The organism is Yoonia maritima, from assembly GCF_002933395.1.
GTDB lineage: Bacteria > Pseudomonadota > Alphaproteobacteria > Rhodobacterales > Rhodobacteraceae > Yoonia > Yoonia maritima_A.
Map to the genome: position 1 here is coordinate 38,019 of NZ_PKFN01000013.1, position 24,199 is coordinate 62,217.

Sequence of the window (24,199 nt, forward strand, 5' to 3'; positions counted from 1 at the left end):
TGAAGGTCACGCAGCCACATGCTCCGCAAATTCTTCGCCTATTACCGCCCACATACGAAACTCTTGTGGCTGGATCTATCCTGTGCCGTCTTATCAGGGCTGCTGGAACTTGTGTTCCCGCTCGCGATTGCTGGTTTCATCGATTACCTCCTACCGCAGGGAAACTGGGCGATGACGGTGCTTGCCGCTGTTGGTCTCGTTGCGGTCTACCTTGTAAATACTGGATTGATGGCTGTGGTAATCTATTGGGGGCATACGCTTGGGATCAATATAGAAACCGAAATGCGTACCCGTGCTTTTGCGCATATCACGCGGCTTAGCTGGACCTGGTTTGACCGCAACGAGACCGGGAAACTGGTATCGCGTGTCACCCGTGATCTCGAAGAAATAGGCGAAGTCGCTCACCACGGCCCCGAAGATGTGCTGATCGCGCTGATGACATTCGCCGGAGCATTCGCGTTGATGCTATATCTGCATCCGCCGCTTGCGTTCATCACACTTGCGATTGTACCGGCCATGGTTTGGCTTTTGGCTGTTTACGGTGGGCGTATGACACGTACTTGGCAGGCCATTTATGGGCGCGTGGGTGCCTTTAATGTCCGGCTTGAAGAAAGCATCGGTGGCATCCGCGTTGTCCAAGCTTTCACCAATGAAACACACGAGCGCGCTTTGTTTGAAGGCGATAATCAGCGCTACCGGAAAACAAAACTTGATGCGTACCGCATTATCGCAGCCTTGACGTCGCTACACTACATGGGGCTACGCGCGGTTCAGGTCATCGTAATGGTGGCCGGCGCAGGTTATGTGTTTCAGGGCGGTCTTTCCGCTGGGGGCTACGTCGCGTTCCTGCTGCTTGTCGGTGTGTTCTTTCGTCCGTTGGAAAAGATCGCAGCCGTGGTTGAAACATATCCGCGCGGGATTGCCGGATTTCGCAATTATTTGGACCTGCTTTCGCAACAGCCAGACATTACCGATGCGGCTGACGCAACGCCGGCCCCCGCGCTTCGCGGCGAAATCACATTCGACAATGTACAGCTAAGCTATGACGGCGCCCGCGGTGTGCTGCATGGTGTGTCGCTAGATGTGAAGCCCGGCGAAACCGTCGCCTTTGTCGGGCCATCGGGGGCTGGGAAAACCTCTCTCATGGCGTTGATCCCACGGTTCTACGACCCAACCGGTGGTGAAATCCGGATCGACGGTGTTCCGCTACAGCAAATGACGCTCGAATCCCTGCGCAAACAAGTGGGGCTGGTGTCCCAAGACGTGTTCCTATTCGGCGGCACATTGCGTGACAACATCGCCTACGGGCGGCTAAATGCAACCGACGCAGAAATCCGCGAGGCCGTAAAACAGGCCCGGCTAGAGCCCCTAATCGAGACCCTGCCCGAAGGGTTGGACACAATGGTCGGCGAACGCGGCGTGATGCTGTCGGGCGGACAACGCCAACGGGTTGCAATCGCACGGGTCTTCTTGCGCAATCCGCCCGTTTTATTGCTGGACGAGGCCACCTCGGCGCTGGACCGTAGCACCGAACGCGAAGTACAGGCCGAACTCGCAAGGCTTGCCGTCGGACGAACCACGCTAATCATCGCCCACCGGCTAGACACAATCCGGCACGCCGACAGGATCGTAGTCATCGACGCGGGTAAAATCGTTGAAATAGGAACCCACGACGAACTGGTCGCACGACAATCCGCCTATTTTGCAATGTTAGGCTAGAAAAACATACGATACACCACAACAAATCAGGTTCCCGCCGGGCCAGAGTGGCGCGACTTTGCAGTCGTATAAATGTAGCGCCTGACCAATCAGTCAGGCGTATATTTGCGTAAGGGCAGAATACTGCATCAAATTCCGATATGAGAAAGATATAATGGCGCTGTTTCGAATATGCGAACCCGCAGAGTTACGCGCAATTTGGTGCCAAAAGTGCATTACCAAGCATTGTAGCCCAGATATTTGCCAGACATTTCAATTTTCACACGGTCTCCTTTTTCATGAGGTTCGCGAGTGACTTGCATATCAAAATCAATCGCTGACATGATACCGTCGCCGAATTCTTCGTGGATCAGTGCTTTGATCGTTGGGCCGTACACACCTACGATTTCATACAGCCGATAGATGCATGGGTCGGTTGGGACGGTTTGCGACCAAACCTTTGTGGGGCTTTCTTCTAAGACTGTAACCGCTTCTGGTGGAAGTTGAAGCAGTGAAACAAGAGCCTGCGCTTTTTCGGCTGACATTGCATTCATGCCCATGCATGCCGAATGGGTCCAAACGGGTGACATGCCAATGCTTGCGGCAATACCTTCCCAAGTTTGCCCCAGCTCTTTCTTGGCGGCGATAATCAATGCGGTCACGTCTTCTTTGTCGAGAGTGGATGTCGTGAGCTGGTCTTTCATTTTATTGTCTCCTGTTGCGGGGTTATCTGGCGGCAAGGATGATGCACAATAATGCCAAGATTGCGCATAAACCTTGCCAGAAACGCAGAGGGTTGCGTTCCATCAGGGGGCGCTGGTGGGCAGAGGTCCACGAATTGCTAGGGCGCTTTAAGTCCGCCACGCATTCAGTCAGCGCGTCGTAACGTTTAATCGGATCTGGGTGCAGCATTTTGCGTAGCGCGGCGTCCATCCAATCTGGCACGCCGGTGTATTCATCGCGTGCAGCTTGGTAACGAAGTGCCATTTGATCGCGTCGTGAACGGATCCGAGCGACTTGGGTGCCGTAGGGCAGGCGGCCCGAAAGCATTTCATAGGCGATGACGCCCAATGCGTATTGGTCAGATCGCCAACTGATCGCGTCGCCTGATAGGTATTCAGGGGCGGTGTATTGATACGTGCCTGGTAATTCCCCCAATGTTCCCGGTGCGGCCTCTTCTATCCCCGCGACAGATGCGGACCCAAAGTCGATGATTTTGACGGTGCCGTCGCTGTCGATCATGATGTTTTCGGGACGAATATCTTGGTGGATCATCTCGCGGCGATGAAATGCGCGTAGCCCTGTTGCGATCTGAGTGATGATCCCGCGAACCTGATCTAGGCTAGGTTTGGGATTGTCGGTCATCCACTGACGTAGCGTTGCGCCCTCGACGTATTCCGTGACTACGTATAGCGCGCTGCGATGTTCGGGAACCATGGCCGCGCTTAGAACATGGGGCGAAGACAATCGCCGTGCGATCCATTCTTCTAGCATAAAGCGGTTTAGATAGGACCCATCCTGCGCTGTTTCAGTCGCAGGAATTTTGAGCGCGACGCGCATTCCTGACAGAGCGATAGCAAGGTAGACATGGCTGCGGGCCGTCGCGTGAAGTGATCGTACAATCCGAAACCCATCAATGATATCGCCTGTATCCGGCAGCGGCGGAATCGGCAGCTGGGTCGCTTCCAGTTGCAAATTAGCACCGGGCGCAGGCAGTTGATCCACACGCAAGATTTGAACTGTCAGGTTGTCGTCACTCGCGCGATCAAAAGCGAGATCGGCAATCTTTTTCGCAGCGCTATCAAGGTCTGCGGCTTCTTGCAGGATACTGTTAACGTCACACCCTTCGATCACGTCGTGCACACCATCGGTCGTTAGCAAAAATATGTCACCCTTGCTAAGCGGAACACGACGGTAGTCGACTTTGACTTCGGGTTCTGCACCTAATGCACGGGCGAGAAAGCTTCGTTCAGGGGAAACCGTTATACGGTGATCGTCAGTCAGTGGCTCTAGGCTGGTTCCTGACAAGCGCTGCACGCGGCTGTCTCCAACGTGCAGAATGTGTCCTTCGCGTCCCTTTAGGATTAACGTGGACAGGGTGCATACCCGGCCAGCATTGATGTCAGGCACCGTGCTGTTTTGCCCGTGAAGCCAAGCATTTGTCGCCGCTATCACCTGAAGCGCTGATGTCTTAACTGTCCATGCGTCAGAGGTCGCGTAATAATCTACTAAAAGCGACTTTACGGCGATCTCAGAGGCTTCGGCACTGACGTCGCTGGATGAAATTCCGTCGGCCACAGCCAACGTGACGCCTTTAAGTGCAAGCGCCGCCCCCACTGGGATCAGCGCGCCGTGAAAGTCTTGGTTTTCGGATTTGCGGCCGGTAGAAGAATATTGGCCAATCGAAACGCCTAAGGTATCGGTGGCTTTCATATCCTTTGGCATTGCGCGCTCCCCACGGTTTGAGGCGCAGCTTGTAACCGCGCCTCCACGTCAGTGACGTTATTTATTCAGCAGGCATAGATGACGTGTCATCGTTACGTGCGACAGTGGCATTCCGCTTTGGGGATTCACGGAAGTGGGTCATGTAAATCATGCCGCCCACAAAGGTTAGACCGCCAACTAGATTGCCTAGAACAACAGGAATTTCGTTGTACGCAAAGTAATCAAACCACGTGAATTCGCCGCCCAACATGATGCCTGATGGGAACAGGAACATGTTCACGATTGAGTGCTCGAAGCCAAGGTAAAAGAAGACAAGGATTGGCATCCACATCGCCATGATCTTGCCCGATACAGAGCTGGACATCATAGCGGCCACGACGCCGGTTGAAACCATCCAGTTACACATGACGGCGCGGATAAACACGGTCAATAGACCTGCTCCGCCAGCTGCAGCGTAGCCCAACGTACGTGCTTCGCCGATTTGGCCAATCCTTTGACCTACATCATTTGGTTCTTGGCTAAAGCCCATCGTAAATATGATGGCCATAAACACGGCGGTGGTCATCGCACCTGCGAAGTTACCGCAAAACACGAGCCCCCAGTTGCGAAATACACCTTTCCATGTGCAACCGGGACGTTTGGCGATAACGGCCAGCGGTGCAAGCGTGAACACCCCTGTCAGCAAATCAAACCCCATCAGGTAAAGCATGCAAAAGCCAACAGGGAAAAGCAGCGAAGCGACAAGAAAGTTCCCGGTGTTCACGGCGATGGTCACCGCGAACGCCGCCGCGAGAGCAAGGATCGCACCCGCCATATAAGAACGGATCAGCGTGTCTTTGGTCGCCATGAATATCTTGGATTCGCCTGCGTCGACCATCTTCGACGCGAATTCCTTTGGTTGGATATACGACATTTTCGAAACCTTTCGGGAGGGGAGAAAAACACACGCCTGCTGGCAGGCGGAGTTATGAAATTGGATCAATTTTCCTGTGGATCGTATGAGCCAGGAAAGCGGGCGGACAGTTTACTCTTATAATGTGAAAGATATTCGTCCGCGGGATCAGCGCGGTTCATAAAACAAAGATACTTTGAACGCCGAACATACTTTCGGTGAAACAAACTGCACAGCATCACTGCTGATATATCTGAATTGTGCCGCGCCATTGCGACGTGTCGCGGACGATCCTGCCCGCGCCTCTTAGGAAAAATTGTACGGGGCGGTGCTGCTGCGTTGCAAGGATTTGACTATGCGTGGCAGAATAAGTTGCACGAAAAATGCGCTAAATTATCAACCTGCAATAAGATTAATCACTATTTTTGATAAACCGGTAGAAATTGTGCGCAGCTAAGAACGTGATTTGGCGGGAAATAAAGACGCACGGAACCCAAAAGGCCCCGTGCGTCTTTATTTTATTGGGTAGGAGCGTCTTTCGCACCGGTCATAAACGCTACTGCATCGGACATCGTGTAGTCTTTGGGGTCGATCACACATAGCCGCTTGCCCAGCCGGTGTACGTGGATCCGGTCTGCGACCTCGAACACGTGCGGCATGTTGTGACTGATCAAAATGATCGGAATGCCACGCGCACGCACATCAAGGATGAGTTCGAGCACCCGCCGCGATTCCTTGACCCCAAGGGCTGCAGTTGGCTCGTCCAAGATAATAACCTTCGACCCAAATGCGGCGGCACGGGCCACGGCAACGCCTTGGCGCTGACCGCCCGAAAGCGTTTCCACGGCTTGGTTGATGTTCTGGATTGTCATCAGGCCAAGTTCGGTTAGCTTATCGCGGGCCATCTTTTCCATGCGGGGGCGGTCTAACTGGCGTAGCCATTTGCCGCGGAACCCCGGTTTGCGCAGTTCGCGTCCCATGAACATGTTGTCCGCGATAGACAGGGCAGGGGACATGGCGAGCGTCTGATAGACGGTTTCGATGCCTTCCTTGCGTGCATCGGTCGGCGACGTAAAGCGTACTTTGCGCCCTTCCAGTTCGACTTCGCCTTCGTCAGGCACAACAGCACCGGAAATCGCTTTAATCAGGGAGGATTTTCCGGCGCCGTTGTCCCCGATCACGGCGAGAATTTCGCCGGGATAGAGATCAAAATCACAGTGATCCAAAGCAGTCACTTTACCGTAGCGTTTGACCAGTCCACGAGCTTTGAGAATGGGTTCCATTACGCAGATACCTTTCTGATCCATTGGTCCACGGCAACGGCCGCAATGATAAGCACACCAATCAGTAGATAGGTCCACTGTGCGTCTGCCCCGGCAAGCCGTAGGCCAAGCGTAAACACCCCAACGATAAGCGCGCCAAACAGCGCACCAAGGATAGAACCGCGACCGCCGAACAGTGAAATGCCACCAATCACAACAGCAGTAATGGATTCAATGTTGGCCAGTTGGCCAGAGGTTGGGGAAACAGACCCGATCCGCCCAATCAGTGCCCAACCTGCAAACCCGCAGATCAAACCAGAAAGGACGTAAACAGAGATCAGTGTGCGGCGCACGTTCACGCCTGACAGTTGTGCCGCGTCAGGGTCATCCCCGACAGCATACACATGACGGCCCCACGCGGTTTGCTTAAGAACATAGGTCAGCAAAAGCATTAAAAGGACCATAAAGATAACGCCGATGGTCAAAACTGCGCCGCCAACTTGAAATTTGGTTGCAAACAGCTGCAACAGTGGCGCGTTTGCTTCGATTTCTTGGGCACGGATTGTTTCGTTGGCTGAGTAAAGAAAGTTACTTGCCAGTACGATTTGCCACATACCAAGCGTAACGATGAAAGGGGGGAGTTTCATCACAGCAACAAGCCAGCCATTGATGTAACCACAAACCATACCGGTGATCAGGCCAAGCGTGATCGATATCTCTACGGGGATTCCATAGCGGAACGTGAATTGCCCCATTACCACGGACGACAGCACCATGATCGCTCCAACAGATAGATCGATGCCAGCAGTTAAAATAACAAGGCTTTGGGCTGCAGCCACAATACCGACGATTTGAACCTGTTGTAGGATCAGCGTCAGCGCAAATGGCGAAAAGAACTTGGACCCAAGCAGCAGGCCAAAACCGATGATTGAAGCGACCAAAACAAACAACGGCACAAGCGCCGGGTTCACATGTAACGCGTGTTGGATCGTTGCAAGAACGCCCTTGCGCGTATCTTTAAACTCCGCGACGGCTTCGGCACCCTTTGCCTTTACCGCGGCTTCAAAATTGTCAGCATCCCCCGACATAATGATTTCCCCTTTTTAGATCTATTTTGGTGGCGTGGCATAGACAAACGAGGGCAAGCAGTTTGCTCGCCCCCGTATATTTAGCTCAGACTAGATTTAGCCCCAGCACAAATCCGTGCCTTCAGCGACAGAGATGCTTTCGACACCGTCAGCGGGCTGATCAGTGACAAGCGCAACGCCAGTATCAAAGAAGTTCTTGCCGGGTGTATTTTCTGGCAGCGTACCGTCGGCTGCATAAGCAACAATCGCTTCGATACCTTTGGATGCCATCAACAGTGGGTACTGCTGCGAAGTCGCGCCGATCACGCCGTCAGCAACGTTTTGCACGCCAGGGCAGCCGCCATCGACGGAAACGATAAGCACGTCATCTTCACGGCCGAATGATTTCAGCGCCTCATATGCGCCAGCGGCGGCTGGTTCGTTAATTGTGTAGACAACATTTACTGATGGATTGACCGCGAGCAGGTTTTCCATAGCCTTGCGACCGCCTTCTTCGTTACCGGCAGTGATGTCGTTACCGACGATACGTGGATCGGTTTCGTCGCCCCATTTGTTTGGGTCGCCTAGATCAATGCCAAAGCCTTGCAAGAAACCTTGGTCGCGTAGAACACCAACAGTTGGCTGGCTAACCGCAAGGTCAAGCATAGCAATGCGCGCGTTTGCGGCATCATCACCTAGGGTCGCAGCGGCCCATTGACCGATCAATTCACCCGCAAGAAAGTTGTCAGTCGCGAATGTTGCGTCTGCCGCGTCGATTGGGTCAAGCGGCGTATCCAAAGCGATAACCAGCAGGCCCGCGTCGCGCGCTTGGGTCACTGCGCCAACAATAGAAGATGTGTCAGAAGCTGTGATCAAGATACCAGAAGCGCCATCAGCGATGCATGTTTCGATCGCCGCAACTTGTGTTTCGTGGTCGCCGTCAACCTTACCTGCATAAGAGCGTAGAGTGATGCCGGCAGCTTCTGCTGCGGCTTCAGCGCCTTCGCGCATCTTCACAAAGAACGGGTTTGTGTCGGTTTTCGTGATAAGGCATGCAGATGTGCCGTGGCCCGCAGCCATCGCGCCACTTGCTGATGTGATGGCAGCCAGCGCTGTACCGATAAGAAGCTTTTTCATGATTTCCTCCCAGAAACTCTGTATAAAATGGGGTATCCCCCGACCTCCTCGCTTCGAACGGATCGAAGTGAATGCGAACAAACAACGCGATTTTTGCGCGACTGTCAATTAATTAGTTAACTTTATTTATTAATCGAATTCATGTATTCCTTCCTGTGGGAGAGCATACTATGAAGGCTGGGATGGAGCACACAGTAATAAAATCGTTCGGTGCAGGCCTAAGTCAAAGAGGCGTGCGCAACCACAATGAACGGCTTTTGCTATCTTTGCTCCAGCGCCACGGTGAAATGCCGGGTAGCGATCTTGCTAAACTGTCATCGCTTTCACCTCCTACTGTTTCAGCAATTCTAAAGCGACTTGAAACTGACGGTCTGCTTGTTAGGGGTGAACCGACACGCGGTAAGGTGGGAAAACCTTCGGTGCCAATGCGGCTTTCACCCGACGGAGTGCTTTCGTTCGGGCTTAAGATAGGGCGCCGCTCGGCTGATCTATTGCTTATGGACTTTACGGGACAAGTCCGTGAACAACGCCACATCAGTTATACATTTCCAACCCCAGAAGAGGTGTTCGGATTTTTATCAAAAGGAATGTCCGAGATATCGAGCGCTTTGCCACCGGGCATTGCCAAACGTATTTGCGGGCTAGGCATCGCTGCACCATTCGAGATGTGGAACTGGGATGAGCTAGTTGGTGAACCGTCACCTGCGTTTTTGTCATGGAAGGACATCAACATCCCCGCGCAAATCGCGACATTTAGCAATTTACCTGTTTCATTGGTGAATGATGCGACTGCCGCCTGTCAGGCCGAACATGTTTATGGCCGGGGCAAGAACTTTGCAGACTACGCGTATTTCTTTGTGGGCGCATTTATCGGTGGCGGCATCGTGTTGAACCATTCTGTGGTCGCTGGCCGCCAAGGTAACGCGGGGGCGCTGGGTTCACTGCGCAGCATCGGCCTGCACGGAGAAAGTAAGCAGTTGGTTGATATGGCATCGATTCATCTGCTTGAAACACGATTGGAAGAGGTCGATCTTGACCCCGCTATGATTTGGCAAAATCCGCAAGACTGGTCGAAAATCATGCGCTACGTCGAGCCTTGGTTGGGTCAAACTGCCCAAGAGCTGGCCAAAGCGAGTCTGTCGACGTGCGCGGTGATTGATTTCGAAGCCATCTTAATTGACGGATCTTTTCCAGGTGAAATCAGGGCTGATCTTGTTGAGCGCGTGCGCCGCTATATTTCGAACCAAGATACGCGCGGGCTGATCCCGCCGGTAATCGAAAGCGGGACGATTGGCGGGAATGCACGTGCGCTGGGCGCGGCGAGCGGACCGATTTTTTCGCAGTTCTTGCTTGATACGAATGCGGGGCTATCTGTCGGCTAAGTGTCAAAGCAGGCGGCATTGCTGAACGATTAGATCGCGGACCCATTTATGCATGGGCGAATTCAGTGTGCGCGTTGTCCAGACGAGTTGGATATCAATCGGTGTCGGCACTGGGCATGGTGTAATCCGCAACCCTTTACCAATTTCACGCGATAGGCGTTCGGGAACAGTCGCAACAAGGTTGGTTCCCGCGATAAGGCTTTGAATGCCTGCGGGGCTTGGCACCTTGATCGCGATTGAAACGGCGTGCCCTTCTTGTTCAATCACCTGCATATAGCGTGATTTCCATTTGCCGCCGTAGGTGATGTAGATGTGGTCAAGCGGCAGGTATTGGTCCAACGTCAACGTCGTTTCAGCAAGCGGGTGTTCGGGATCCATCACGCACACATATCGATCATCATACAGCTTGCGTCCGTAAAACGCCGCGCCCAGTTTCTGGAACGGGCCGATCAACAGATCAGCTTCCATCCGGAGCAGGCGGTCGTGGCCCAGATACGATGAATCAACAATTTCGATCTTTAGATTGGGCGCTTGTTTTTGGATTGCGTGGACCACGCGCGGAATAATCAAAACCCGTTCGTAGTAATTGCAGGCGATGGTGATCGTCCCTGCACTTTCTTTTGGGTCAAAGTCTTGGGCGGCGGTCAATTGGGTGAAGCGCTGCACAAGTTCAATCGCTTCGGTTACGGCTTCTTCGCAACGCGGGGTAGCGATGAGGCTACGACCCTCGCGGGCGAATAGTGGGTCGCTGAACACACCGCGCAGCTTTTCGATAGTGTAGCTTACAACGGATTGGTTGATTTCAAGATCTTCGGCCGCCCGCGTAAACGAGTTATGGCGATAGACGCTGATCAGAACCTCGAGTGCACGAAAGTCGACGGCGAGTGGGTCGAATGATTTCGTCATCGTATCTGAAATTCCGATCCTAAATATCTATACCATCGTATTGATTGATACTGCGGTAAAGGGTTCCATGTCAAAGCACCACCTTGGGAGGGGAGGTGACGACGGGGGGAACAAAGTCATGTTGGATATTCCAGTTAACGAGACGGTCACGTTGGCCGATCTCACCCATGATCCATATCCGATCTACAAACAGATGCGTGCGCAAACTCCGGTGGTCCGTGTGGCACAGACGAACCGTATTTTTGTTACCACGGCAGAGCACACCAAATGGATCAAAGAAAACCCCGATATTTTTAGCTCGGATGATCCGATGACTCCGATGAAACCTGCGTTTCAGGCGCATACTTTGATGCGCAAGGATGGTGCAGAACATCGCGCTGAACGTATGGCGATGCAGCCTTCGTTTTCGCCTAAGGTTATTCGCTCTGATTGGGCGGCGCTTTACGAAAAAATCGTCAACGAATACGTGTCGCGCCTTCCGCGTGGTGAAACGGTTGATCTGTTCTCTGAACTATGTGGTCCCGTTGCTGCACGCATTCTTGCGCATATGCTGGGCCTAGAGGATGCGACCGACGAAGAAATGCAACGCTGGTCGCAGCGGCTGATCGACGGTGCCGGAAACTTTGGCCGTGACCCACAGTTGTTTGAAGCATCCGACGCGGCAAACGTCGAGATGAACGCGCTGTTCGAAAAGATTGCGCAGCGCCATCAGTCAGAGCCGAATAACTCTGCGTTTTCGGTGATGTTGCGCGCGAAGAATCCTATTCCGCTTAGCCAGATGTACGCCAACATTAAAATCGCGATCGGTGGCGGCATCAACGAACCGCGTGATGCCTTGGCAACGATTGTCTACGGATTGCTGACCAACCCAGACCAGTTGGAAGAGGTGAAACGCCAAGAGGCGTGGATGGACGCTTTTGAGGAAGGGATCCGGTGGGTTGCCCCCATTCAGGTTTCTGGCCGCCGCACGACCCAAGAAATTCAGATCGGCGATGTTGTGGTACCCAAAGCCGAAACCGTCATGACCATTCAGGCATCCGCGAACCGCGACGAGGCGATATTTGACGACGGAGAAAGCTTTAACGTGTTTCGCGAAAAGCATCCCCATCAATCATTCGGCAGTGGGCCGCATCACTGCGCAGGTGCGCAAATCGCGCGCCGGACGTTGGGGCATATCATGCTGCCGCTGTTGTTTGATCGGTTTCCCAACATGCAACTTCGAAACCCCGAAGATGTCGTTTGGAGCGGGTTCGGATTTCGCGGACCGCTCAACCTACCGATCTATTTGGACTAACCGCAGGCATTTACGAAAGGGCACAAGATGGTGTCGATTACATTCATTCAACCCGATGGTGCGGCGCAGACCGTGCAGGCAACTTTGGGCGACAGCGTGATGCAGACTGCGCTCAACAATAATATCGAAGGCATCTTTGCTGAATGTGGCGGGGCGATGATGTGCGCAACCTGTCACTGTTATATCGACGATAAATGGGCAGAGAAAACTGGCGATAAAAGTGATGGCGAAGACGATATGCTGGACTGCGCCGAAACCGAAGTAACTGATGCTTCTCGGCTGACTTGTCAGATCAAAGTCACCGATGCCCTTGATGGGTTGGTCGTGCGTCTTCCGTCTGAGCTGGCTTAGATGGAACGCGTTGTCATCATCGGTGCTGGCCAAGGCGGGTTTCAGGCCGCGGCAAGCCTTCGGCAAGAAGGGTTTGATGGTGAAATCCTACTGATCGGCGATGAACCGGGCCACCCGTATCAACGCCCTCCGCTGTCCAAGGCTTATCTCAAAGGTGGGACAGTTCAGGCCCTATCGCTGCGGCCAGATAGCTTTTTTGAGACGCATAAGATCGACTTGCGGATGGGCTGTTGGGTCCGCGCCATTGATCGGGCGAATGCCCGGGTCGAGATAGACGGCGAACAGATTGCTTATGATCATCTGATTATCGCAACAGGTGCACGCAACCTTCGCCCCCAGATCGCTGGGCTTGAACATGCTGTGGGCTTGCGGACGCTTCATGATGCGAGCGCGATCAAAGCGTCTTTGGTCAATGGAGTGCGTGTTGGCGTGATCGGGGGCGGATTTATCGGGTTGGAATTCGCGGCAGTTGCACGCGAACTAGGCCATAGCGTGACAGTGGCCGAAGCTGCCCCCCGTTTGATGGCGCGTGCGGTATCGGAGCCCATGTCAGCAAGGTTCGCCGAAAAGCACCGGGAAATGGGCACCGATATTCTCTTGAGTGATGGTGTCGCTGAGATTGATGCAGCAGGTTTTACTTTGGCATCGGGACGGCGGATCGATTCTGATCTGACGCTGCTTGCCGCAGGTGTTGTTCCGAACGTCGAGTTAGCCAAACTTGCTGGCCTTCAAGTCGACAATGGCATTGTCGTTGATGAAATGCTTGTCACGTCTGACCCTGTAATCTCGGCGCTGGGCGATTGCGCTGCATTCCCTGATCCGGTGACGGGCCGAAGTATTCGGCTGGAAAGCGTTCAGGCCGCGACCGACCACGCCCGAATGATTGCAAAGCGTATCGCCAAGGGGGCTGATACGCCTTACCGCGCCGTCCCGTGGTTCTGGTCTGATCAAGCAGATTGGAAGCTGCAGATCGCTGGTCTAGCAGGTCCAACTGACACTGCAGAGGAATTGGCCGATGGAACCGTGTTAAGGTTTTGTGGCTCGCGCATCACTGCAGTTGAAACGATCAATAACGCCAAGGCTCATATGACCGCACGCAAAGGCATGGCGAGCGGCGTGCCGCTGACCCGGCAACAATTTAACATCACCCCAGCAGAGGTTCTGGTATGATGTAATCCGCATAAGCGCCCAAAAAACGTGCGCATATACCCGGCAGGAGGAGTGCCGGACAACACCCAGGGAGGAAACGATGAAACAAAACCTAAAAAGAAGAGCCGTGCTGGCTGGCGCGGGGGCCGCGCTTGCGACGCCCGCGCTTTTGAGCCGTGTAAATGCCGCCGAAGTCACGCTGCGTTTGCATTCCATGCTGCCCGCACCGGCGCCAATGAACTCGCAGTTCTTTGTGCCATGGGCGGATGAAATACGTGAGGCATCGAATGGAGCAATTGACGTTCAGTTGTTTCCGTCGATGCAGCTTGGTGGCAAGCCGCCGCAATTGCCTGATCAGGTACGTCAGGGAATTTGCGATATCTCGTGGACCTTACCAGTCTACACACCTGACCGGTTCCCGATAGCAGAAACGCTTGCGCTGCCATTCATGGTAACCAACGCCGAAAAGACATCGGTGGTGATGCACACGTTGATGGACGAGTTCGGCCAAGATGACTATGCCGGGATCAAGACGCTGGCATTTCATACACATGACGGTGGTAAGCTGCATACCCGCAACGGGTTGATCCAGACTGCGGACGACCTGCGTGGCCTAAAACTGCGCGCACCGAACCAAGCAACTGGTAAGATGCTTGAATTATTGGGTGCGGAAACGGTGTTCTTCCCAGTAACCGAGATGGTCGTCGGGCTATCGAGCGGTGTGATCGACGGATGCTGTCTACCATATGAGATCGTTCCAGCGTTTAAACTGCAAGAGCTGACAGGTTTTACTTCTGCACCAGCGCCTGCGTCACGTGGGCTGTACGCGAACACATTTGCAATGCTGATGAACCAAGCTGCCTATGAGGGCATGTCGGACGATCTGCGTGGGGTTATCGACGCGCACTCAGGCGCGGCATTGTCGCAGCGTATCGGACGCCAGTTTGATGAGTTCGAAACCAGAGGCAAAGCAGCCGTTGAAGCGCAAGGTAACACGATCGGCGAAATTGCAGCTGAAGAAATTGCGGCATGGCGCGAAATCGCTGAACCCGTGCATGCGGAATGGATCGAAAAGCTGAACGGCTTTGACCACGACGGTGCCGCGGTCCTTGCTCGGGCGAATGAGCTGCTTGACGCTGGATAAGCAATTGGATGGCGCGCGTTTATGACATGCCTTTGCGCGTCATCTACCCAATTCTAAAAATGCCGAATCATGCCCCGGCACGATTTAACCTGACGTAATTTACGCCTCACTAAATCCGGCGTGTGTATCTTGCATCACCCAATTTCATTTCAGTTTTGTAATGATTGATAGCGCTTTGAAACTATTATACTGAAAACACAGCGCAATTGGGTGGTATTTGGCCGAGATAATTCAGAACAGCAAAAAGCCTTAAAAGGGTCGCCATTCCTGCACTATGACAAGGAAGGTAGACCAACATACAGCGTAACGTGTACACACGATCTAACCTTTAGCGGGAATGCGTTCATGTCTTGCAATCTGTGTGAAAGTACGAAACGGAGCGGTGATGCAAAATCCGGATCTTTGGATCACATTAGCGTAAGTGTCGTGTTGGTTTAATATGTAAATCTACAGCAGATAAGAAACAGTGATTACACAAGATAACTTAATTCCGCGCTACCTCAGTAAAGGGTCTTTCCCTCGAGCTGCGTATGCGTTTGTCGCCAGATCACACGGGCAGTATGCCCTTGATGGTATCTGTGCGGGGTCGTGATGTTTCACTACGTAGACCAGCCTAATATGATGGCGACACCCAAAGTTCTTATCTTGCAGGGGCCAGTTGGCCCGTTTTTTAAAGAGCTACAGCGCGGACTAAGCGCCGCTGGGTTTGCCACCAAAAGAGTCGTGTTCAATGCCGCCGACCAATTGTTCGCCGGAGCTGGCGAAAGTTTTCGTTTTACGGGATCACCTGACGATTGGACTGCGTGGTTAGAGACCGAGATGCGGGATAATCGCCCTGACTATATCGTTGTCTTCGGTGCCCGACGCCCAGTGCACGCTACCGCAAGAAAAGTTGCGGCATTGTTTGGTGTTCGCGTGATCTGCCTTGAAGAAGGTTATTTAAGGTCTGGCTTTATCACTTGTGAGCTTGGCGGTAACAACGACAGCTCGCCATTGTGTGATTGGAAATGGCAGCAGGACGCGCCGCAAAATACACCAAAGCCCGTAGATATGCCGCGAAAGTATGGGGCATTAGGTATCTGGTCGACCATTTATTATCTTGTCCGCGATTTTAGATCGTCACCTGACGAGGTTGCACTGTTCCATCGCAAACACGAAGGAATTGGTACGCTTGCCGTGTCTTGGGCTGCGCATATGGGGTCACGTGCATTGGCGCGGCTCGAAACCTTTACCAAGCTAAAGCGATTGAAAAACGAACTTAATGGTCAGTACATCGTTGTTACCTTACAGACTCCACAAGATAGCCAGCTACAGTTTGCTGCGCGTGGTTGGTCGAATGAAAAGCTGATTTCTGATACTTTGGGCGCGCTTAAGGATAGTGCTGCCAAAGATACGATTGTCTTTAAACTTCACCCAATGGATCGGCGCGTTGGCAAGACACGGCGTTTCATTGAAGAAACCGCGCGGCAGCTGAATCTTGCTGATCGTATTATGGTCTTGAATTTCGGTGCGATTGGCGATGTCGTCAATCATGCGTCTGGTATGATTGTTATCAACTCGACCTCTGCTTTTTCTGCGCTGCATCATCACATTCCGTTACTGGTGCTTGGCGATGCCATTTACCGTCATGAAAATTTGGTGACTGTGGGAACTGAAACAACAACCATTCAGACGTTTCTTGCTTCTCGCAAGGTTAAATCAGTTGAATGCGCCGACGCGTTCATCGAGGCCGTGAAAGCGCGCGCGCTTCTTCCCGGGGACTTTTACTATGTAAAAGGTCGCAAGGTTGCTGTAGATGCAATCACTAAGAAACTAGAACAAGATTTAGTGCTTAGTCGCGAACAGGAAGAAGTCGTTTAATGCCGTTTACCCGACTTAAGTCGTTCAGCCGTTACGGCGGATGTGTCTTTTTGGCCTTGGTCCTTGCCGGTTGTTCAAGTTTACCCGCATTTGGTCCGTCTACAGATGAAATCGTCGAAGCCGCCGCGTTTGAGGTTGGAACGGACGAAGCTGTAACCCAGTTTCATCTTGTAAACGTGACCGCTGCGACGCTTCCGCAGTCGCAGGTTGCTGTTAGCAGATTCCCGAATAGTTTCCGCGCCCAGCGTTTGTTAGCAGAGAATGAACGTATTTCGGTGGCTGATGTGCTTGAGCTGCGTATTTGGGAAACTGCAAATGACGGGCTTTTTGCATCCTCGGGTAAACGCGAAACGGTTCTGTCGTTCCAAGTTTCAAATGCTGGTACGATCGAAGTACCATATGCGGGACGCATCAATGTTGCCGGCCTTACAACTGCGCGTGTGCGTCAGGTGTTGCTGGAAAAATACCAGGGTCAGGCGATTGATCCAGAAATCAATGTGCGTATCGTCGATACCTCCTCGCGGACGGCGACGGTTCTAGGTGATGTTCGCACTTCGGGGCGGGCAGATATTCCTGCGAATGGCATTCGGCTGTTGGATCTGCTTGCACAAATGGGCGGTGTGCCTCACCCGACTTGGGAGGCCGAGATTGCAGTTTCGCGTGGCACGCATTTCGGCCGTATGCGGATGGACGACCTAAAAGGCCATGCCGCTGACAATATTATCATACTCCCCGGCGACACCGTTCAGGTGACACATGTGCCAAGGCGTTACGCGGTGTATGGCGCGGTTTCACGCACTGGAAATACCAACCTGAATAAGGCTAATCCGACGCTGTCTGACTTACTTGCCGAGGTGGGTGGTCTCAATGATATGCAAGCCGCGCCCAATTCTGTGTTTGTGTTCCGTCGCGCACGAAGAAACACGGAAACCCCTATCGTTTACCGGGTCGATTTTGCCCGCGCTGATGCATTTCTTTTGGCGGATCAGTTCATGCTGAAAGAAACAGACATAATTTATGTTGCCACCGCCGATGCAAGCGAGTTCCGCAAATTTGTCGCAACGCTTGTTGGACCTGTCGTAAGCAGTGCAAACAGCGTGCAAAGTTTAGGGAACTAAATGCCTAATACTGTTTCGGATGATCGCGTATCGCGGCCAGCTTCCTTCAGTCTACGTGAGGTAGTTCAGCAAACACTTACGATCGAGGCAGACGCGCTAAAACATCTGTCCGCCTGTCCACCTGACAAACTGTGTGCCGCTGCAGAGATGATTTTTGCAGCCCGTGGTCCGGTTGTGGTCGCGGGGGTCGGTAAAAGTGGGCATATCGGTCGCAAAATTGCGTCCACATTTCGTTCGCTTGGCCAGCAGTCGGTGTTTCTACACGCGGCCGAGGCCAGCCATGGTGATCTTGGTATCATTCACGATGACAGTGTTGTGCTTGTTCTATCCAATTCTGGTGAAACAACCGAACTGGGTGATTTATTGGCGTACTGTCGCGAATATGAAATTCCGGTTATCGGCGTTACGGCATCTGAAAACAGCACTTTGGGTAAAGCGAGCAAGATCGTCATTGCACATGGCAAGGTACAAGAGGCTTGTGTGAACGGCCTTGCGCCAACAACGTCTACGACTGTTGCTTTGGCAATTGGCGATGCGTTGGCCGTTGGTGTGAGCCACCTTTCAAAAACAGAACCGCAGGATTTTAGGCGGTATCATCCCGGTGGTAAACTTGGCGCACGCTTGCTGACAGTGCGAGACCTTATGCACACGGGCGATGCTTTGCCAATTGTTGCACCTGATATGCCGATGCAAGAGGTCGTGATCACGATGTCCGCCAAAGGTTTCGGTGCTGCGATGGTTTGCGAAGGAACCGACGTGATTGGTCTGATCACAGATGGCGATATGCGTCGCAACGTAGCGCGACTTTGGCAGTCGCGGGCTGCCGATCTTGTTTCTGGCCCACCGAAAACTGTCGTTCCGGGGACCACTGCCGCCTCTGCTCTTACGTTCATGAGCAGTCAGGCAATTACGGCTGCTATCGTCGTAGATGATAGTGGCAAGATGCTTGGCCTGTTGCATATCCACGATTGCTTGCGGGCCGGAGTAGAGGAGTGAGCGTTAACGCGCGTCAAAGAGCATGTTATGCTTGGAATGACGCGATTTAGTTTCATAACGCCGCAAAAATGGTGCCTGTTAGAAAAATGAAGATTATCCGCACTCTTGCGTTGACTTGGCGTCGCGCATCAAAGCTCGGTCAGTGGTTGCGGTTGATGTCTTGTCGATTGCGAAGCCAGCCGGGTGCAGATTTGGTTACGTCAATGGATCTGTGCGACGACCCTCTTGTCGCGGATGCTTTGGGTGCTGTTCCAGCTTTTCATAGTCGGCTTATCCGGCCTCACGCAAACCGATTTGTCGGTTGGGGGCGCAAATGGTCTGGGCGCCGTGCCGTTGATATTGCACAAGATCACGGGGCTGCTTTTGTGTTGCTTGAAGACGGATTTTTACGATCTGTCGGGCGCCGCGATCCCGCGGTTTCAGTCGCGGTGGACAATTTAGGTGTGCATTATGATGCTTCGGTGCCGTCACGGCTTGAAACTCTAATTTCAGGCGAACTTTCACCACACGAAGATGCGCGCGCCGCAAAATTAATTCAGATTTGGCGTGACGGTCGCGTATCAAAATATAACGCCGCGCCGGAACTAACCCGCAGATTGCCTGACCAATACGTATTGGTCGTAGATCAGGTGCGCGGTGATATGTCGATTGGGTTTGGTAGTGCGACGGCAGACAGTTTCGATGTCATGCTGCAAGCGGCGCTGAACGAAAATCCAGATATTGATATCGTCGTAAAACTACACCCCGATGTTTACACGAACGCGGCTAAAAGCCACTTTAACCCTGATCAGTTGCGCAAAATGGACCGTGTTCATGTCATCGCGGAAAACTGTCACCCGGTTTCTCTCATTTCGGGGGCGCGTGCTGTTTATGCGGTAACATCTCAAGTCGGGTTCGAGGCTTTGATTTGGGGGCGGCCAGTTCATACGTTTGGGATGCCGTTTTATGCAGGATGGGGATTGACCACTGATGCCTTGCCCGCGCCGCTACGTCGTGGACGGGCAAGCCTTCATCAGCTTGTTCACGCTGCGTTGGTTGGATACGCGTTTTATGCAAACCCGGTGACGCGAAAACCGTGGGAAGTGGAAGACGCTATTGGCTATATTGCAGAGCAACGCAGGTTGCTTTTTATGCTCCCTCCAGATGTGACCGCAATAGGATTTTCGGCATGGAAACGTCGCTTTATCTCCCAGTTTTTTGCTGACACAAAGGTACATTTCGCGAAAGAAGCGGCACCGCAAAGCGCAGTTGCTGTCTGGGGCAGGGCGAATGTACCTAGTCATGCGAAATCTATTTTACGTATTGAAGACGGTTTTTTGCGTTCCGCGGGTTTGGGGGCCGATCTTGTCCGTCCTATGTCGTTGGTTATTGACCAGACGGGAATCTATTACGATGCGACCTGCCCCTCTGACCTAGAGAACATTTTAAACACGCAGGACTTAACCTATGCACAAATGGCGCGTGCAGAAAGGCTGCGAGAAAGCATCGTGGCTGGTCGGGTCAGTAAATATAATGTTGGCGCAGACAACTGGACGCGTCCCGGTAATGTGAAACGCGTTGTATTGGTCGTTGGACAGGTGGAAACAGATGCATCACTGGCATTCGGATCGCCTGAAGTCAAAACAAACCTAGAGCTATTGCAACGTGCACGTCAGCTGCATCCCGATGACTATATCATTTTCAAACCCCACCCCGATGTAATGGCGGGTTTGCGTGATCTTAAGGGGGTTGCAGGTCCGTTTGCAGAATTCTGCGATGAAGTCTTAACCACAGATGTGTCAGCTGACTGTTTGCTAGGGCAGATCGATGGATTGCACACAATGACATCATTGATGGGGTTTGAAGCACTACTTCGCGGGGTTGCTGTGACCTGTCATGGTATACCATTTTATGCGGGATGGGGGCTTACGATAGATGTGCTACCGTGCCCGAGGCGGGTAAAAGTATTGTCGTTGGATGAATTGGTGTTTGGTACATTGATTAGCTATCCACGTTATTTTGATTTCACTGCTAACAGTTTTGTGGGTCCGGAAGATACGCTTTATGCGCTCGAAAAAGCGCGTGAGGCGAGCCTAAGTTACAACTGGTATCGTAAGTTGCGTAGATCACTGATAGTATCCGCCCTAAAATTAAGAGGCGTAAAAAAATGAGCGAAGCTCCAAAAGCTGAGGCCGCGCAAAAGGTCGTTTCGCTGACGAAAACCGAGGCGCAAAAATCGTCTACAGTTCGGTTGCAGCGTAAGCGCCGCAATAAGCTGTGGGTGTCATTCGTCCTGCTCGTTTTGGCCCCGATTACTTTGGCGACATTCTATTACACGGCGATTGCGACAGATCGTTACGCTGCGCGCGCAGGGTTTTCCATCCGAGGGATCGAGACTGGAGCAAGTCTTGACGGCTTGGGCGCGCTGACGGGATTGGCAAGTGCGGGTTCTACGACTGCGGACACCTATATTGTTTTAGACTACCTCGAAAGCCGCCGTTTGCTTGAGGACGTCGATGCGCGCCTATCCCTAAGAGAAGTGTTTTCCGACCCGAATATTGATTTTCTGACACGGCTGGATCCCGACGCCCCTATCGAGGATTTCGTGAAATACTGGAACCGTCGTATCCGGACACAATCTGATCCGACATCCGGTATAATTGAGTTTGAGGTGCAATCGGTTACGCCAGAACATGCCCAGCAAATTGGGCAGGTTGTGCTTGAATTGACACAAAGCCTTGTGAACGAACTGTCGGCAAGTGCACGCCAAGATGCGCTTAGCTTTGCCCGCGAAGAGGTCGAGTTACAAGAAATCAGGTTGCGCGACTCTTTGGACAGTATTCGTGATTTCCGGAATTCTGAACAATCGGTTGATCCAACGGCAAGCGCCGCGCTTGAGATTCAGCTTTTGTCCGGGCTCGAATCCCGGTTAATTGATATTAACGCGCGGATGGCTGCACAACGCGAGTCGCTTGACGAAAATGCGCCCAGCCTTGTCGCGTTACGCCGACAGGCAGAGGCGTTATCAGAGCAAATCGACAGGCGTCGCCTTGAGATTGGCGGAACACTGTTGGATGAAACAGGTACGTCGGCGGTAACTGAACAGCTTGCTGCGTTTGAAACGCTGGATGTTGAACGTAGGTTGGCCGAACAGTCTTACGCGTCTGCTCTGAATTCATTAGAACAAGCGCGCCGTGACGCAGATCGCCAACAACGTTACCTTGCTGTTCACGTGCGACCGCAAACCCCAGAAAAGTCAGAATATCCGCGACGCGTTCGAAACATTTTGCTGGCCAGCTTTATGTTTTTCGCGGTTTGGGGCATCGGTACGCTGCTGACCTATTCTGTGCGGGACCATTTGACGTGAGGCAAATGAACACAGCCGAACTGCTTACATTGCAGCTTCGGGTTATTCTGAGCCTTGTCCTGCGTGAGACAAGGGCGACGTTTGGCACATCGTCATTCGGCTATGCTTGGGCAGTCATTACGCCAACAGCGAGTGTCGCGGTGCTCGTAATCTTGTTTTCCTTGATCGGTCGTCATGCGCCCTTTGGGTCTAGCTTAGCGTTGTTCTTTGCGACAGGTATTCTGACGTTGCAATTCTTTACCGAAGTATCAAGCAAATTGATGACTGTGTTCGATGCAAACAAGGCGCTACTAACTTACCCTGTGATTAAAGATGTCGACACGATTTTGGCGCGTGCGCTGTTAATCTCAGCCACTTATCTTGTTATCATGGTTATCTTCTACTCGGCGCTAATCGCCGTTGGCATGGCAGAGTTGCCAGCGCAGCCTGAGCAACTGATTTTGGTGTTCTTTACAACTGCTTTTTTGGGGTTGGGGTATGGGACGTTAAATGCGGTTATTGCCTCGCTTTGGGATACTTGGATTCAGATTGAAAAGGTTCTGACGCGCCCGCTGTTTTTTATTTCCGGTATTTTCTATGTGCCAAGCCAGTTGCCCGTGCGTGCGCAAGAGGTGCTGCAATGGAACCCGATCCTTCATCTTGTTGAAGGTTTTCGCCATGGGTTCTATCCTAACTATAAAACAAGCATCTTGGACATGACATACCCAGCAATTGTTGGGGCAATCTTGTTGCTTCTGGGGCTGACCGGCGAGCGGTTGTTCCGCAGATCGAGGTTTTAACGATGCTTGCATTCGATCGTGTGTCGAAAGTGTATAAGTTGAAGGGCGTCCGAAAAGTAATTTTGGATGATCTATCATTTGCATTTCCCGAAGATCGTAATGTTGCGATCATGGGGAAAAACGGCGCAGGTAAGTCAACCATGATGCGTTTGCTTGCTGGGTCAGAGCCGCCTACGACTGGCCACGTGTATCGCAGCTTGCGAGTTTCTTGGCCGCTAGGTTTTGCGGGCGGTTTTAACGGCAGCATGACGGGGATCGAGAATATACGTTTTGTTTCACGTATATACGGGCAAGATACAGAACGTGTGATCGAATACGTGAAAGACTTTGCAGAGCTGGGGCCTTCGCTACAGCTTCCGATCAAGACTTATTCAAGCGGGATGAAGGCGCGCTTGGCTTTTGGGCTAAGCATGGCAATCAATTTTCAGGTCTATCTGATTGATGAAATCACGGCCGTGGGCGACGAAACTTTTCGCAAGAAAAGTAACGCGGTGTTTCAGGAAAAGCTAAAGAGTAGCCAGATCATTATGGTGTCTCACTCGGCCGCGACGATCAAAGAATATTGCGACTGCGGCCTGCTTCTGAACAACGGCGGAGTCACATTTTACGATGACGTTGGTGATCTTCTTAGGGATTATAAGTCGCTTTGATCGTTGCGTGACTTCTGGCACGATCGCATCGTAGCATCCAAGAACACACCCAGCGTTTCGATCACTGTTTTAGGGTCGTGCCGTGGCATCATGAGCTTTAACCCGCGTGCCATCGCGATCATGCCGCGCGCAATTTGATCCGCAGGTGCACAGAGCGTCATTTTACGTGCACGCGCTATCTCGGATACGATACCTGTCATTTTTGCTGCGTGTTCATCAAGTAAGGCAAAATAGCTATCGGCGAATTTCGTATCCCGCATTGCATGCAGGCTAATTTCGGCTTCAAGTTGGGCTTTTTCGTCTGACCCGCACATATCTTGCAACCAGACTGATGCTTCTGCCAGCATTTCGTCCGTTGGTGTCGTGGTATCTTTGCTGAAGTGCGAAATTGAATCATAGGCGTGTTGGAATAACCGTCGCATGATCGCAAAGACCAGTTCGTCTTTGTTTTTAAAGTTCGAATAGAACGCGCCTTGGGTAAAACCAGCTTGGGCGGCGATGTCGCGCACTGAAGCACCAGCATACCCGTTTTGGGCAATTAATTGTGCGCCCGCTTGAAGCAGGGCGTCCCGTGTTTGCTGTTGGGATTTTGCGCGATTGGATTGTTCTGACATATGCGACGAAATAGCAGTTGTAATCTGAATAGGCCAGTTTTATGTAGCGTCAAATAGCAGTCGCTATCTGAATTATCTGCATGCGCTTTTTAGATGTGTTGTGGGGCAG

General features: G+C 52.4%; 21 protein-coding genes. 13 read left to right on the plus strand and 8 right to left on the minus strand.

Annotated elements, in window-relative coordinates; genetic code table 11:
* Nucleotides 1-18 precede the first annotated feature (18 nt).
* The gene (locus tag CYQ09_RS16255) at nt 19-1,719 is read left to right on the plus strand and encodes an ABC transporter ATP-binding protein (RefSeq protein WP_106746450.1); all 1,701 of its coding nucleotides are present in this window, start codon (nt 19-21) and stop codon (nt 1,717-1,719) included.
* 215 nt (nt 1,720-1,934) lie between these two features.
* On the opposite strand, the gene cynS is transcribed toward CYQ09_RS16255, so the two are convergent.
* The 6 genes from cynS to CYQ09_RS16285 all read right to left on the minus strand — a co-directional run bounded on the left by cynS (nt 1,935) and on the right by CYQ09_RS16285 (nt 8,501).
* Nucleotides 1,935-2,402 carry a cyanase gene (gene cynS, locus CYQ09_RS16260; RefSeq protein ID WP_106746451.1) on the minus strand — a complete coding sequence of 156 codons (468 nt, stop codon included), beginning with the start codon at nt 2,400-2,402 and terminating at the stop codon, nt 1,935-1,937.
* A gap of 22 nt (nt 2,403-2,424) precedes the next feature.
* The gene (locus CYQ09_RS16265; RefSeq protein ID WP_106746452.1) at nt 2,425-4,143 is read right to left on the minus strand and encodes a bifunctional protein-serine/threonine kinase/phosphatase; all 1,719 of its coding nucleotides are present in this window, start codon (nt 4,141-4,143) and stop codon (nt 2,425-2,427) included.
* A 61-nt stretch (nt 4,144-4,204) separates the two neighbouring features.
* A complete protein-coding gene (locus CYQ09_RS16270) occupies nt 4,205-5,056 on the minus strand; it encodes a formate/nitrite transporter family protein (protein ID WP_106746453.1) in 852 nt (283 codons plus the stop codon).
* 497 nt (nt 5,057-5,553) lie between these two features.
* A complete protein-coding gene (locus CYQ09_RS16275) occupies nt 5,554-6,318 on the minus strand; it encodes an ATP-binding cassette domain-containing protein (RefSeq protein WP_204353976.1) in 765 nt (254 codons plus the stop codon).
* A complete protein-coding gene (locus tag CYQ09_RS16280; protein WP_106746454.1) occupies nt 6,318-7,385 on the minus strand; it encodes an ABC transporter permease in 1,068 nt (355 codons plus the stop codon). The genes CYQ09_RS16275 and CYQ09_RS16280 overlap by 1 nt, the downstream gene beginning before the upstream one ends.
* A 96-nt stretch (nt 7,386-7,481) precedes the next feature.
* A complete protein-coding gene (locus CYQ09_RS16285) occupies nt 7,482-8,501 on the minus strand; it encodes a sugar ABC transporter substrate-binding protein (RefSeq protein ID WP_106746455.1) in 1,020 nt (339 codons plus the stop codon).
* Between the two features lie 182 nt (nt 8,502-8,683).
* Here CYQ09_RS16285 and CYQ09_RS16290 point away from each other — a divergent pair, with 182 nt between their 5' ends.
* On the plus strand, nt 8,684-9,883 hold the full coding sequence (locus CYQ09_RS16290) for an ROK family transcriptional regulator (protein ID WP_106746566.1): 1,200 nt from the start codon (nt 8,684-8,686) through the stop codon (nt 9,881-9,883).
* Nucleotides 9,884-9,886: 3 nt separating this feature from the next.
* Here CYQ09_RS16290 and CYQ09_RS16295 read toward each other — a convergent pair whose 3' ends face one another.
* Nucleotides 9,887-10,789 carry a LysR family transcriptional regulator gene (locus CYQ09_RS16295; protein ID WP_106746456.1) on the minus strand — a complete coding sequence of 301 codons (903 nt, stop codon included), beginning with the start codon at nt 10,787-10,789 and terminating at the stop codon, nt 9,887-9,889.
* A gap of 118 nt (nt 10,790-10,907) precedes the next feature.
* On the opposite strand from CYQ09_RS16295, the gene CYQ09_RS16300 reads away from it, so the two are divergent.
* The 11 genes from CYQ09_RS16300 to CYQ09_RS16350 all read left to right on the plus strand — a co-directional run bounded on the left by CYQ09_RS16300 (nt 10,908) and on the right by CYQ09_RS16350 (nt 23,476).
* Nucleotides 10,908-12,083: a cytochrome P450 gene (locus tag CYQ09_RS16300; protein ID WP_106746457.1), complete on the plus strand. Its 1,176-nt coding sequence runs from the start codon at nt 10,908-10,910 to the stop codon at nt 12,081-12,083.
* A gap of 27 nt (nt 12,084-12,110) precedes the next feature.
* Nucleotides 12,111-12,434, plus strand: a complete 324-nt coding sequence (locus CYQ09_RS16305) for a 2Fe-2S iron-sulfur cluster-binding protein (protein WP_106746458.1) — start codon at nt 12,111-12,113, stop codon at nt 12,432-12,434.
* Entirely contained in the window at nt 12,435-13,604 is a 1,170-nt protein-coding gene (locus CYQ09_RS16310; protein WP_106746459.1) for an NAD(P)/FAD-dependent oxidoreductase, read from the plus strand.
* A 79-nt stretch (nt 13,605-13,683) separates the two neighbouring features.
* The gene (locus tag CYQ09_RS16315) at nt 13,684-14,727 is read left to right on the plus strand and encodes a TRAP transporter substrate-binding protein (RefSeq protein WP_106746460.1); all 1,044 of its coding nucleotides are present in this window, start codon (nt 13,684-13,686) and stop codon (nt 14,725-14,727) included.
* Nucleotides 14,728-15,318: 591 nt separating this feature from the next.
* Entirely contained in the window at nt 15,319-16,587 is a 1,269-nt protein-coding gene (locus CYQ09_RS16320; RefSeq protein ID WP_106746461.1) for a hypothetical protein, read from the plus strand.
* A complete protein-coding gene (locus CYQ09_RS16325) occupies nt 16,587-17,705 on the plus strand; it encodes a polysaccharide biosynthesis/export family protein (protein WP_106746462.1) in 1,119 nt (372 codons plus the stop codon). The genes CYQ09_RS16320 and CYQ09_RS16325 overlap by 1 nt, the downstream gene beginning before the upstream one ends.
* Complete coding sequence (locus CYQ09_RS16330; protein WP_106746463.1) at nt 17,706-18,701, plus strand: KpsF/GutQ family sugar-phosphate isomerase; 996 nt, start codon at nt 17,706-17,708, stop codon at nt 18,699-18,701.
* Nucleotides 18,702-18,787: 86 nt separating this feature from the next.
* Nucleotides 18,788-20,851, plus strand: coding sequence for a capsular polysaccharide biosynthesis protein (locus CYQ09_RS16335; RefSeq protein ID WP_162617704.1), 2,064 nt, complete (start codon nt 18,788-18,790; stop codon nt 20,849-20,851).
* Nucleotides 20,848-22,047: a lipopolysaccharide biosynthesis protein gene (locus CYQ09_RS16340; RefSeq protein ID WP_106746465.1), complete on the plus strand. Its 1,200-nt coding sequence runs from the start codon at nt 20,848-20,850 to the stop codon at nt 22,045-22,047. Before CYQ09_RS16335 ends, CYQ09_RS16340 begins: the two co-directional genes overlap by 4 nt.
* Nucleotides 22,048-22,052: 5 nt before the next feature.
* The gene (locus CYQ09_RS16345) at nt 22,053-22,826 is read left to right on the plus strand and encodes an ABC transporter permease (protein ID WP_239495981.1); all 774 of its coding nucleotides are present in this window, start codon (nt 22,053-22,055) and stop codon (nt 22,824-22,826) included.
* 2 nt (nt 22,827-22,828) lie between these two features.
* Entirely contained in the window at nt 22,829-23,476 is a 648-nt protein-coding gene (locus CYQ09_RS16350; RefSeq protein ID WP_106746467.1) for an ABC transporter ATP-binding protein, read from the plus strand.
* On the opposite strand, the gene CYQ09_RS16355 is transcribed toward CYQ09_RS16350, so the two are convergent.
* A complete protein-coding gene (locus CYQ09_RS16355) occupies nt 23,461-24,090 on the minus strand; it encodes a TetR/AcrR family transcriptional regulator (protein WP_106746468.1) in 630 nt (209 codons plus the stop codon). The two genes, CYQ09_RS16350 and CYQ09_RS16355, sit on opposite strands and share 16 nt — an antisense overlap.
* Nucleotides 24,091-24,199 lie beyond the last annotated feature (109 nt).